The organism is Thermococcus sp., from assembly GCF_026991495.1.
Classification (GTDB): domain Archaea; phylum Methanobacteriota_B; class Thermococci; order Thermococcales; family Thermococcaceae; genus Thermococcus.
In genome coordinates this window covers 1-10,470 of sequence record NZ_JALXBJ010000087.1, presented here as the reverse complement: position 1 = coordinate 10,470, position 10,470 = coordinate 1, and the positions used below count along the sequence as shown (strand labels likewise).

The following is a 10,470-nucleotide window of genomic DNA, read 5'->3' as shown; positions in this document are numbered from 1 at the left end:
TTCCTTAAGGCCGTGACGTAGGTCTTCCTTTCCCTGAGGGCCATCGAGAGCAGACGGCGGTCGACCTTTGAGGGTGGTTCCTTCTCCTCAAGTTCCTTCAAAAGTTGGAGGATCTCCTCCACGAGCCGCCGCATCTCCTCGCTGTACTCCCTTTTTATGGACTCAAGCTCTTTCTCCCGTCTTCTTTTCAGGGTTTGGTACTCCCGCAATGCCTCTTCCGGCTTCACCTTCACCACTCCTGAGCCACTCTATCGTGAACTTCCTCAGGAAGGAGCCCGCGACGACGGCAAAGCCAACGTCCACGAAGGCCCCGAACACCTCGAACAGGAAAGCCAAGGAGTGAACGCTTATTATCGAGAGGGCGTATTTAGTCGTTAGGTCGAGAATCACCCAGAAAGCCGGCAGGATGAAGAAGGCCGTTATGTTGTACCAGATGTGCGGGTCCCTCCTCATGTAAGCCTGGATTATGCGGCCTATAAACGCAACGGCTATGCCTATCATGAGGGTAGTGTTTATCGAGTTTATGTACAGGACTATGGATATGAGACCGGGCTCGGGCATCTTCCCGAGCATTGACTGGGCAAACTGCGGGAAGTTAACGTAGGCGTTTATCATGCCGGCTATGACCACGAAGAGGCCGGCTATCGCAAAGATGACCTGTATGAACTCGTTCACTATGGCCTCCATTATCCTGAGGCGGAAGCCCTTGAGGAACGCGTACCCCCCGATCAGGAGCAGCAGCGTACCGCTGATTACGCCCGAGATAACGTTCATGCTATCTGGCTGGCTTATGGATATGAACTTGCCGATGCCGTAGAGGAGGAGGATGAAGCCGGGTATGCCGAGGAACACCTTGGAAGCCTCAGGGTCGTTGAGTATCTCCCTAACGTAGCGCGAGATTATGTAGTAGGTCGTCTCGATGCTCTCGCTCTGCTTGACGACGACCCTCCGGGAGCTCGTGATCGGAACCTTCGAAGCGAGGATCGGGAATATCTGCTCGTCCTCGGCGCCGTCTGTGACTGGAATAACACCGTCGGCTGGGAAGCGCTTGAGAACTTCGTCGAGCTGCCTCGTAAGCTCCATGTCGCTCTTCACCCCGACGTCCGGGTGGCCTGTTATCAGGGCGACTTCAACGTCGTCGAACTCCCCGCTCTCCTTCAGTTCATCGTAGAGCTTAACCGCTGCGTAGACCACGTTTGCATCGCTGTCCTCCGGGTCAGCCAGGCTCAGCTTCAGGGCGGCGTCTATGCATTTGCCCTTGCCGATTACCGGTCCCTTAACCCCTGCCTTTCTCCCGAAATCGTCGTCCCTGTCTATGGCCAGCACGAGAACCCTCACAGCCTATCCCCCACCTTCTCCATAACTGATTTCACCTTGTCCTCCATGTGAACCTCCCTGTCCCTCCTGTCATCTATCCTGACCGTGGTCGAGACCCTCTTGGCGCCGAGCTTGAACATGAGCTCATGGGCCTCCGCTACTACCTCGAAGGCTTCCTTCAAACTCGGGGTCTCCATCACGGTTGACATCGGTGTCAGCTGATATTTAATACGCCTCCTCTCTAAAAGCTTTACTATCTCGGCGACGTACCGGCTCAAACTTTTCTCACCAAGGGGCACGACTGTGAACTCCACGATGACCATTTTCGACGCCCGTCTTACACTCTCTCGGCGATCTTTTAAGGATTGCGGGATAGCTTAATAACCACCCACGGGTAAATTCCCCTGGTGGTGGGCATGCCGAGGATAAGGGATGAGTGGGGCAAGCTCCTCGTCAGACTTGCGAGAAGGGCCGTTGAGGAGTACGTGAGAAACGGAAGGACAATAGAACCTCCCAAGGAAACCCCGCCGGAGCTCTGGGAAAAGATGGGGGTCTTTGTGACGCTCAACAGGCGCAACTCGCCACCTCAGACCGCTCTTAGGGGCTGCATAGGCTTCCCGCTGCCGGTTTACCCACTCGTCGAGGCCACTATCAAGGCGGCCATATACGCGGCTACCGACGACCCCCGCTTCCCACCTGTGAGAGAGGACGAGCTGGATGACATCGTAGTTGAGGTCAGCGTCCTAACACCTCCAGAGCCCATTGAAGGGCCACCCAAGGAGAGGCCGATGAAGATCAAGGTCGGCAGGGACGGCCTGCTGATAGAGAAGGGCTTTTACTCCGGTCTGCTCCTCCCCCAGGTCCCGATCGAGTGGGGCTGGGACGAGGAGGAGTTCCTGGCCCAGACCTGCTGGAAGGCTGGCCTACCCCCAGACTGCTGGCTCGACCCGGACACAAAGGTCTACCGCTTCACGGCGGAAATATTTGAGGAGGAGAAACCCTGGGGGCCCGTGAGGAGGAAGCCGCTGATCTAATCTTTCTCTGTTCCCCAGTAGTCTTCCGGAAGCAGAACAATACCCGGGGTAACTCTATAATCCTCGTCGAAGGTTGCTAGCTCCCTGATGCCGTTTTGAAGCATCGTGGATATTATTTTAGCATCGTGAGGAAGAAGCAAATATTTCTTCATAGTTGCTAGCGTTAGGTATATGTCCGCGTCCCTAACTATTGCCACGTTTTTCTCCTCGATGAGATTCATAACGAGTGTTATGGCCTCTTCAATAATCTCCTCACCCATAGGGGTTTGAAGTTTTCTTTTGGCATCGAATCGATTTTTGATTCCCCTTTCGGCGAACAGCTTGCGGATTATTACATAAACACTTTCGTCTATAACGGTTTCAGACGTTATAAGCGGAAACCTCTCAAAGACTTTGTCGGTAAACTTGGTAAGCTCAGTCTCGACTATAGTATTGACTATGATGCTACTGTCCAGAAACGTCCCTGTACTCTTCGATGTATTCACGAAGCTCCCTCCATGAGCCTTTTAATGTCTTTCGTCCCTTTCCTTTTTTTTCGGGAAGGTAACGTGTCCTGAGAAGGTTAGCCAGCGCAAAGACTTCCTCAAAGTTAGATGCCACGCTCTCCATGTGTGAGAATTGGAGGAGATGGTTTTAACCCTTTCCATTTCTAAACGGTTAGTCCAACTACTGGAACAGGCAACGATAGTAAGTGATAGTCTCGAAATGTCTTCCCTTGAAAGTGATTAAATTAAATCCTCACTTTTCAACAGCGTGAGCTGAGTGCAAAAATGATTGAAAAGTACGGAGAAGAGAAGCCGTGGCCTACACGGCGTTGTACTATCTGATTGCTCTTTATGCCCTTGCACGCGTAGTTAATTGAAGTTTCGCCATCCTTTCTCTTTAAAAGCCAGTGCCACAATTACACGAGTCGCTGTCCCGTGGCATTTTATGTTATCTCTAACGTGCTTAACAAGCTAATCTTTTTGAGGTTCTGTTCTGCTCCATGAGGCGATATCCCTTTATTTGACATAATGACAGATTTTTCTGCTATAATTTGACAGATTTTTATTTTTTTATTTCAGGGTTAATTTTTAATCTGCAATCCCAACGAAACAAAAACAATAACAGTCACATTAACTCCTGCTCCATCAAGCACTACCTCCACCACCGCCCCAACCCAAACGAACACCACATCTACAACTCCAGAGAAGGCTCCTTTCATTGAAATAGCCTGCATAAGATTAAGCAAGGAGAAGGCAATGCTCTATGGGGGAATCCTAGTTTTGCTGCTACTTGTTATTTTAGCCCTAAAGCGGCGTTGAAACATATGTCTTTTATTTTTCTAATTACGTCACAATAAAAAGCTGTTGCAGCCATGTTTGTGCGTTTATGCCCTGAAAACCCTGTCTCCAATCTCAAGAAGCCCCTTCCCAGCTGAAATCGCAGGGGACAACCCAAATCTAACGCCTTTGCCGCCGAGATATTTGAGGAGGAGAAACCCTGGGGGCCCGTGAGGAGGAAGCCGCTGATCTAACCCCAAAATTTTTAAACCCCTGTCCACTTCTATACTCCGGTGGTGCCTATCGTCCACCGTGGTGCTGGTTTCAAACCCTGAACTCCAGGCGTTCCGCCCTTTTGGGTTAGTCTCAGCTCTGGCACCACCGTCAAAGTTTTTAAGCCACCCTTCTGAGGGTATCCCATCTTCAAAAACCGAAGAGGTGATGGCTATGCTCCCCAAGACCTACGACCCGAACGAGATTGAGCCCAAGTGGCAGAAGTTCTGGCTCGACGAGAAAGTCTACAAATACGAGCTCGACGAGAAGAGGCCGAGCTACGCTATAGACACTCCCCCGCCGTTCACGAGCGGAACGCTCCACCTCGGCCACGTTCTCAGCCACACATGGATTGACATTGTGGCGCGCTATAGGCGAATGACCGGCTACAACGTTCTCTTTCCGCAGGGCTTCGACAACCACGGCCTTCCAACCGAGCTCAAGGTCGAGAAGGAGTTTGGAATAAGCAAGGACCAGCCCGAGCTCTTCCTCCAGAAGTGCATCGAGTGGACGTGGCAGGCCATCGAGGCGATGCGCAACCAGTTCATAAGGATAGGCTACTCCGCCGACTGGGATTTGGAGTACCACACAATGGATGACTGGTACAAAGCTGCCGTGCAGAAGTCCCTCATCGAGTTCTACAGGAAGGGGATGCTCTACCGCGACGAGCACCCGGTCTACTGGTGCCCGCGCTGCAGGACGAGTTTAGCAAAGGCCGAAGTAGGCTACGTCGAGGAAGAAGGCTACCTCTACTACATCAAGCTTCCCCTCGCTGATGGAAGTGGTCACGTCCCGATAGCGACTACAAGACCAGAGCTGATGCCGGCCTGTGTGGCAGTCTTCGTTCATCCTGATGACGAGCGCTATAAAGACGTCGTGGGGAAGAAGGTTAAGCTCCCGATATTTGAGCGCGAAGTTCCGGTTTTGGCAGATGAGGACGTTGACCCGAGCTTTGGAACCGGTGCCGTTTACAACTGTACCTACGGTGACGAGCAGGACGTCGTCTGGCAGAAGCGCTACAGCCTGCCCGTTATCATAGCGATCAAAGAGGACGGAACCATGAACGAGAGGGCCGGCCCCTACGCCGGTCTGAAGACGGAGGAGGCGAGAAAGAAGATAGCCGAAGACCTTGAGAAGATGGGCCTGCTTTACAAGAAGGAGAAGATAAAGCACCGCGTTCTGAGGCACACGGAGAGGAGCTCCTGCATGGCACCGATTGAGCTGTTGCCGAAGAAGCAGTGGTTCATTAAGGTCAAGGACTTCACTGATGAAATCGTCAAGGTCGCCGAGAGGATAAACTGGTACCCGAGCGACATGTTCTTGAGATTAAAGGACTGGGCCGAGAGCATGGACTGGGACTGGGTGATAAGCAGGCAGCGCGTCTTTGGAACGCCGATTCCCTTCTGGGTCTGCAAGAACGGCGAGATAATCCTGCCCAACGAGGAGGATTTACCCGTTGACCCGCGCTTCGACAAACCTCCAAGAAAGTGCTCCGACGGCAGCGATCCGGAGCCGGTAAAGGATGTTCTCGACTGCTGGGTTGACTCCAGTCTGACCGCACTCATCATAAGCCGCTGGTACGACGCTATCAAAGGCGATGATGAAGGAAAGCGCTGGTTCGAGCACAACTTCCCGACCGCTTTAAGACCCCAGGGAACAGACATCATAAGGACGTGGGCCTTCTACACGATATTCAGGACTTGGGTTCTGACCGGGGAGAAGCCCTGGAGGGATATCCTCATCAACGGTATGGTTGCCGGGCCTGATGGAAGGAAGATGAGCAAGAGCTACGGCAACGTCGTCGCTCCTGATGAGGTGATTCCGAAGTACGGCGCCGATGCTCTTAGGCTTTGGACGGCCTTGGCTCCACCTGGCGAAGACCACCCGTTCAAGTGGGAGACGATCGATTACAACTACAGGTTTTTGCAGAAGGTCTGGAACATCTATCGCTTCGCCGAGAGACACTTGGCCGACTTCGACCCCGCTAAAGCGCCAGCCGAGCTCGAACCCCTCGACCGCTGGATTCTCTCCAGGTTGCACAGGCTCATAAAGTTCGCCACGGAAGAGATGGAGCGCTACCGCTTCAACCTGCTCACCAGGGAGCTGATAACCTTCGTCTGGCATGAAGTCGCTGACGACTACATCGAGATGATAAAGTACCGCCTCTACGGCGACGACGAGGAGAGCAGGCTCAAGGCCAAGGCGGCACTCTACGAGCTGCTCTACAACGTCATGCTCCTCCTCGCGCCGCTCACACCGCACATCGCCGAGGAACTCTACCAGAACCTCTTCCGCGGGAGGATTAAAGCAAAAAGCGTGCATCTCCTCCAGTGGCCCAAGTACGATGAAGGAAGGATAGACAAGGGGGCTGAAAAGCTCGGCGAGCTCGCCAGGGAGATAGTCGGCGCCATGAGGCGCTACAAGAACAGCCACGGCCTCGCTTTGAACGCCAGGCTCAAGCACGTCGCTATCTATGCTACGGAGGGTTATGACAAGCTCAAAGCCATAGAGAGGGACATCGCAGGGACGATGAACATCGAGAGGCTTGAGATAATCAGGGGCGAGCCCGAGCTTGAGGAGCGCATCATCGAGATTAAGCCGAACTTCAGAACCGTTGGCCCACGCTACGGCAAGCTCGTGCCGAAGATTACCGCTTATCTCAAGGAGAACGCGGAAGAAACAGCGAAGGCCCTCAAGGAGACCGGAAAGGTCGAGTTCGAGGTTGACGGAGAAAAGGTCGAGCTGACCAAGGACGACGTTGTTATCAGAAAGGCGGTCTTCAGCGAGGGCAAAGAGGTCGAAACGGCCGTCGTAGGGGATGCGGTGGTTCTGTTCTTCTGATTTTTCAGCCTCCTAATGTTTTTGATTAAATTCTATTTGCTCACCGAAAATATTATAAATCCCATCAGGTTAGGCACTATTGGTAATATGCCCGCTGTCGTCCCTGGGGCGTATTGCCCTGGGGACGGCAGATAATATTGGAGGTGGTTTCTGTGGGTTCTGATTTGTCCTCAGAATGGTGTGCAGTTTTTATTGACGGTGGCTATCTTGCCAAAGTTTTGAAAAATGAGTTTAGTGAAATAAAAATAGACTTTCTAAAATTGTCCAATGAGATATGTCCTGGAAAGAGATTGAGGACTTACTATTACAATGCGCCTCCCTATCAGAGTAGCCCGCCCACCCCTGAAGAAAAGGAGAGGTACCAAAAGGCGATGCGATTCTTCCACTCAATCGATCGGTTAGAACGTTTTGAGGTCGTTAAAGGCAAAACCGTCAAGAGGTATGCCGCTGATGGAAAAGAGTATTTCGCTCAAAAAGGAGTTGACGTCCGCTTAGCAGTTGATTTAGTTCGACTTAGTTGGGCAGGCCATATAAAAATTGCAGTATTGATAGCGGGGGATAATGATTTTGTTCCGGCAGTTAAAGCCGCAAAAGATGCGGGTGTAATAGTGAAACTGTATTACTCAAAAAACAGTTCCTCGGATGAGCTCATTTCCACAGTCGACGAAGCCGAGGAGATAACTAAGGAACTTATTGAACGATGCAGGAGATAAGTTCATAGTTTTCCAAGCCTACAGATGATATTTACTTTTTTCTTCTGAAAGCCCCGCCCTTCAGGCCGGAGGGGAGGTCAGACAGCCATAACACGGCGCTGAGGTCTTCCTTTGGTTTCAATATGCCATCTTGTTGATAACCTTTGCGTTGGATATCTTGTTGAGACTGTGAAGGCGCTTTTTAGGGATATGGGACTAAACTCGCTCAGAGCTTTGGTAAAGCCCTCTCAACGCATTTTGAGGCAGCTTCAAAACGGTCGTCGTCGGTGACGCGGTAGTTCTGTTCTTCTGAACCCTTTCCTTCGCCAACCTTTTTATGCTCCTCACTAAACTTCGACCGGGTGGGATCGTGAAAGCGGAGGAACTCAGGCATCGAATTGAGGAGATGGAGGCCCTTCTTGAGCTCATGGAAGCAAAATACGAGGAGATGAAGCGCGACAACGAGATTCTAAGGAAGGCAGTCGAAGAGCTAAAGAGGGAGAACGAGCTTTTGAGGGGTGAGGAAGGTGGAGGAAGAGGAGCTGAGAAGGAAACTTCTTGAGCTCTCCAAAAGGGAGGCGTCACTCAACTTCAAGATGTACGAGCTCTATCAGGAGAACCAGACCCTCGCCATAAGGCTCGCCGGCTACATAGCCGAGAACAGGCTCTACGGAGGAAACTGGAATAACGAGAAAGTAAAGCGTGTCATGGACAAATACCTGACCAAGAAAAAGAATGCTCAGCAGTTGTAGCACAGCAACGCAGCCTTCTTGAGGAGGATCACGCGGTAGGCCTTGCCGTTGATTATCCGCGCGTTCGATATCTTGTTGAGGTGGTGTATCCTTCTCCTATCCAGCGCCGTCAGGTTCAGCTCGCGAAGGACTTTGATGAAGTCCTCCCAGCGGATTTTGAGCCATTGGGAGTATTCATCGAAGAGCTCCTTCTCAACAACACGGTAGGTTTTTCCGTCTATCCTGTAGCGGATTGCATGCTTTGGAAGCTCCTTTCTGAGGCGCCAGCGGGCGTGCAGAGGCTCCTGCATCTCGTAGACGGCCTCGTCCATGCCCTTCCCTTCCACCATCATCTTGAGGATTATGCCAAGGATCCTGTTTATCCTGTCCGGGACGCCGATGACGTCGCCCTTAAGCACGATCTTCCTCCTGCGGACTTTGATGCCCTCTTTTTCAAGCTCCCCAGCGATCTCCGGCGTTGCCTTCCTCTTGTTCCCAGCAATGTCAACTATGCCGCCGATTACGAAGGCTTTAACGTTGAAATCCCCCTTGCTCAAAACCTCATCCGCCCAGGGGTCGAGGAGGACGACCTCTTCTATTCCCTTCTCCCCCAAGAACTCCGAGGTGGGGCCGTCGTAGACCGTTATCCTGTCGAGGGGACCGTGGAACATTCGCTTGAACTCCCCGTTTGCCCACGTGATCGTCAGTTCGCTTCCAGTGAAGTACCTCTTCAGGAGGCCGTAGCACTGGATCGCCTGGAGGCAGAGCTTGCCCTTCTCCTTATCCATGTGTTTTTCCCAATGGTAGAGATCGATTATGAAGTACGGCCACGATGGAAGCCTTCTCCTGAGTTCCTCCGGTGTTAGAACGGGTTCGAACTTCTCCGCCATGCATAGTGGGGCGTAGGCGTAGTGGGAGCCTTCAACCATCTTTCCTTCCAGATCCCAGGCAACGGCCGTCTTTTCAGGTATCCTAAATACGGCCCCCTTCCCGTGGACTATCTCTATCGCCATGTCCTGGAGCTTATCCCTTGACTTACGGAAGCGCTTCGAGAGCGTCCCAATGCTCTCCACACCCTTCTCTTTGAGAACATCCCTGAAAACGTCGGCGAGGGTCTTCATCGCCATCGATTGTGGCTTGGGGAGGGGGTTAAAAAGTTTTGGTGCGGAGTCAATTGGCCGCCCTTGAAGAATTCAGAACTGTTCTGGCGGGCCGGACGGAATTCGAACCCGCGTGTTAAGGTGTATTGGGGGGAAGAAAGAACAGCAAGGGAAGAAGCAGAAAGAGCGCTTCGGTGGCACCGAGATGGCTTTCGACGAGAACCCTGAGGACGCTGGACTTCCGGAGGATATGCTAAAAGAGCTCGCCAGCCAGGACATCACAGAGGAGCCGCCAAGCAAAGCCCAACCAAAGAGAGGAAAGAACTTCACAGTGGGGCCTCAAGAAGAAAAAGGAGCTCAACGCGGCTATACTAATGGAGATTCAGAAGAAACTCGCGGAATCGTGGGGGCCCATGGGGGCAGAGTACGAGAGAAAACTCATTGAAGATGTAGCTGTCGAAATCAAAAAGCTCTGCATCATCAACGACCTGCCGTAGCTTTACCCTTTTTTCAAGGCAACATCCATTTCGCAAACCTTTTTAGCTTGAAGCGTGAACACAGCACGGGAGGTGAAAACATGGGTGAGAGCGTACACGTCCTTATCAACCATATTGAAAGAATAGAAAGAGAACTCGAACACCTCAAACAGGAGCTCCTCAAACTCCAGGCAGAAAAAGATGAAGCCGAGATCATACCAGAAGAAGAATACCAGGAGCTAACAAGAAAAGCCGAACACCTCAAAGCCAACCCCTCAGAAGGATTAACCGCCGACGAAGCGATCCGCGAACTCCTAAATTAAGGTGAGAAAAGTGTACACTGTCATTGCGGATAAAACAGTCATCAAAAAAGCCAGAAAATACCTCAGGCGTGCTCAACGCCAGAAATTAGCAGAATTCTTAGAAACTCTGAGAACAAACCCTTACCCAAAACCTCCTTATGACTTAAAACCTGTGAAAGGCGAGAAGACAAAACAAACCAACACTTACCGCTTTAGAATCGGCGATTATAGGCTCTTCTACACCGTATACTGGGATGAAAAAATTATTATCGTAACAGACCTAAAGCCCCGGGAAACCGCCTACAGGAAGTGAAACAGGATAAGAGTTCCATTTCACATTACTTTTTTCTTTTGAAAGCCTCGTCCTTTAGGGCGGGGATGTAGTAAACCACCAGACAACCATTAAACAGTCGAAACCCTTTTAAGTTTTTGCAACTTAATA

The 10,470-nt window shown here is 51.6% G+C and carries 14 protein-coding genes; 8 read left to right on the top strand and 6 right to left on the bottom strand.

All coding sequences use genetic code 11. The annotated features are described in order from the left end of the window. Window positions 1-162 precede the first annotated feature (162 nt). Window positions 163-1,338 carry a DUF373 family protein gene (locus tag MVB78_RS10345; RefSeq protein ID WP_297491106.1) on the bottom strand — a complete coding sequence of 392 codons (1,176 nt, stop codon included), beginning with the start codon at window positions 1,336-1,338 and terminating at the stop codon, window positions 163-165. Then, window positions 1,335-1,640, bottom strand: a complete 306-nt coding sequence (locus MVB78_RS10340; protein WP_297491103.1) for an MTH1187 family thiamine-binding protein — start codon at window positions 1,638-1,640, stop codon at window positions 1,335-1,337. The genes MVB78_RS10345 and MVB78_RS10340 overlap by 4 nt, the downstream gene beginning before the upstream one ends. A gap of 93 nt (window positions 1,641-1,733) precedes the next feature. Between MVB78_RS10340 and MVB78_RS10335 the strand changes: the two genes are divergently transcribed. After that, a complete protein-coding gene (locus tag MVB78_RS10335) occupies window positions 1,734-2,351 on the top strand; it encodes a TIGR00296 family protein (protein WP_297491114.1) in 618 nt (205 codons plus the stop codon). On the opposite strand, the gene MVB78_RS10330 is transcribed toward MVB78_RS10335, so the two are convergent. From MVB78_RS10330 to MVB78_RS10320, 3 genes are all read right to left on the bottom strand, one after another. Continuing rightward, window positions 2,348-2,836: a PIN domain-containing protein gene (locus MVB78_RS10330; protein ID WP_297491101.1), complete on the bottom strand. Its 489-nt coding sequence runs from the start codon at window positions 2,834-2,836 to the stop codon at window positions 2,348-2,350. The two genes, MVB78_RS10335 and MVB78_RS10330, sit on opposite strands and share 4 nt — an antisense overlap. Further along, window positions 2,796-2,960 carry a hypothetical protein gene (locus MVB78_RS10325; RefSeq protein WP_297491098.1) on the bottom strand — a complete coding sequence of 55 codons (165 nt, stop codon included), beginning with the start codon at window positions 2,958-2,960 and terminating at the stop codon, window positions 2,796-2,798. Before MVB78_RS10325 ends, MVB78_RS10330 begins: the two co-directional genes overlap by 41 nt. Window positions 2,961-3,720: 760 nt before the next feature. Continuing rightward, window positions 3,721-4,071: a hypothetical protein gene (locus MVB78_RS10320; protein ID WP_297491095.1), complete on the bottom strand. Its 351-nt coding sequence runs from the start codon at window positions 4,069-4,071 to the stop codon at window positions 3,721-3,723. Here MVB78_RS10320 and MVB78_RS10315 point away from each other — a divergent pair. The 4 genes from MVB78_RS10315 (at window position 4,061) to MVB78_RS10300 (ending at window position 8,171) form a co-directional block, all read left to right on the top strand. Then, on the top strand, window positions 4,061-6,727 hold the full coding sequence (locus MVB78_RS10315) for a valine--tRNA ligase (RefSeq protein ID WP_297491111.1): 2,667 nt from the start codon (window positions 4,061-4,063) through the stop codon (window positions 6,725-6,727). The two genes, MVB78_RS10320 and MVB78_RS10315, sit on opposite strands and share 11 nt — an antisense overlap. Before the next feature lie 152 nt (window positions 6,728-6,879). Beyond that, window positions 6,880-7,440: an NYN domain-containing protein gene (locus tag MVB78_RS10310; protein ID WP_297491092.1), complete on the top strand. Its 561-nt coding sequence runs from the start codon at window positions 6,880-6,882 to the stop codon at window positions 7,438-7,440. A gap of 349 nt (window positions 7,441-7,789) precedes the next feature. After that, window positions 7,790-7,981 carry a hypothetical protein gene (locus tag MVB78_RS10305; protein ID WP_297491090.1) on the top strand — a complete coding sequence of 64 codons (192 nt, stop codon included), beginning with the start codon at window positions 7,790-7,792 and terminating at the stop codon, window positions 7,979-7,981. After that, window positions 7,938-8,171: a hypothetical protein gene (locus MVB78_RS10300; RefSeq protein ID WP_297491087.1), complete on the top strand. Its 234-nt coding sequence runs from the start codon at window positions 7,938-7,940 to the stop codon at window positions 8,169-8,171. Before MVB78_RS10305 ends, MVB78_RS10300 begins: the two co-directional genes overlap by 44 nt. On the opposite strand, the gene trm10 is transcribed toward MVB78_RS10300, so the two are convergent. Next, window positions 8,159-9,271 (bottom strand): tRNA (guanine(9)-/adenine(9)-N1)-methyltransferase, encoded by a 1,113-nt coding sequence (trm10, locus tag MVB78_RS10295; RefSeq protein ID WP_297491109.1) that lies wholly within the window; start codon window positions 9,269-9,271, stop codon window positions 8,159-8,161. The two genes, MVB78_RS10300 and trm10, sit on opposite strands and share 13 nt — an antisense overlap. 353 nt (window positions 9,272-9,624) lie before the next feature. Between trm10 and MVB78_RS10290 the strand changes: the two genes are divergently transcribed. From MVB78_RS10290 to MVB78_RS10280, 3 genes are all read left to right on the top strand, one after another. Continuing rightward, complete coding sequence (locus MVB78_RS10290) at window positions 9,625-9,747, top strand: hypothetical protein (RefSeq protein WP_297491084.1); 123 nt, start codon at window positions 9,625-9,627, stop codon at window positions 9,745-9,747. An 80-nt stretch (window positions 9,748-9,827) separates the two neighbouring features. Further along, entirely contained in the window at window positions 9,828-10,049 is a 222-nt protein-coding gene (locus MVB78_RS10285) for a hypothetical protein (RefSeq protein ID WP_297491080.1), read from the top strand. Window positions 10,050-10,059: 10 nt separating this feature from the next. Beyond that, window positions 10,060-10,341 carry a type II toxin-antitoxin system RelE/ParE family toxin gene (locus MVB78_RS10280; protein ID WP_297491077.1) on the top strand — a complete coding sequence of 94 codons (282 nt, stop codon included), beginning with the start codon at window positions 10,060-10,062 and terminating at the stop codon, window positions 10,339-10,341. Window positions 10,342-10,470 lie beyond the last annotated feature (129 nt).

Bases quoted from the DNA above. Each gene is read 5' to 3' on its own strand.
- MVB78_RS10325 (WP_297491098.1), bottom strand. From the start codon at position 2,960: ATGGAGAGCGTGGCATCTAACTTTGAGGAAGTCTTTGCGCTGGCTAAC.
- MVB78_RS10340 (WP_297491103.1), bottom strand. From the start codon at position 1,640: ATGGTCATCGTGGAGTTCACAGTCGTGCCCCTTGGTGAGAAAAGTTTG.
- MVB78_RS10285 (WP_297491080.1), top strand. From the start codon at position 9,828: ATGGGTGAGAGCGTACACGTCCTTATCAACCATATTGAAAGAATAGAA.
- MVB78_RS10315 (WP_297491111.1), top strand. From the start codon at position 4,061: ATGCTCCCCAAGACCTACGACCCGAACGAGATTGAGCCCAAGTGGCAG.
- MVB78_RS10290 (WP_297491084.1), top strand. From the start codon at position 9,625: ATGGAGATTCAGAAGAAACTCGCGGAATCGTGGGGGCCCATGGGGGCA.
- trm10 (WP_297491109.1), bottom strand. From the start codon at position 9,271: ATGAAGACCCTCGCCGACGTTTTCAGGGATGTTCTCAAAGAGAAGGGT.
- MVB78_RS10335 (WP_297491114.1), top strand. From the start codon at position 1,734: ATGCCGAGGATAAGGGATGAGTGGGGCAAGCTCCTCGTCAGACTTGCG.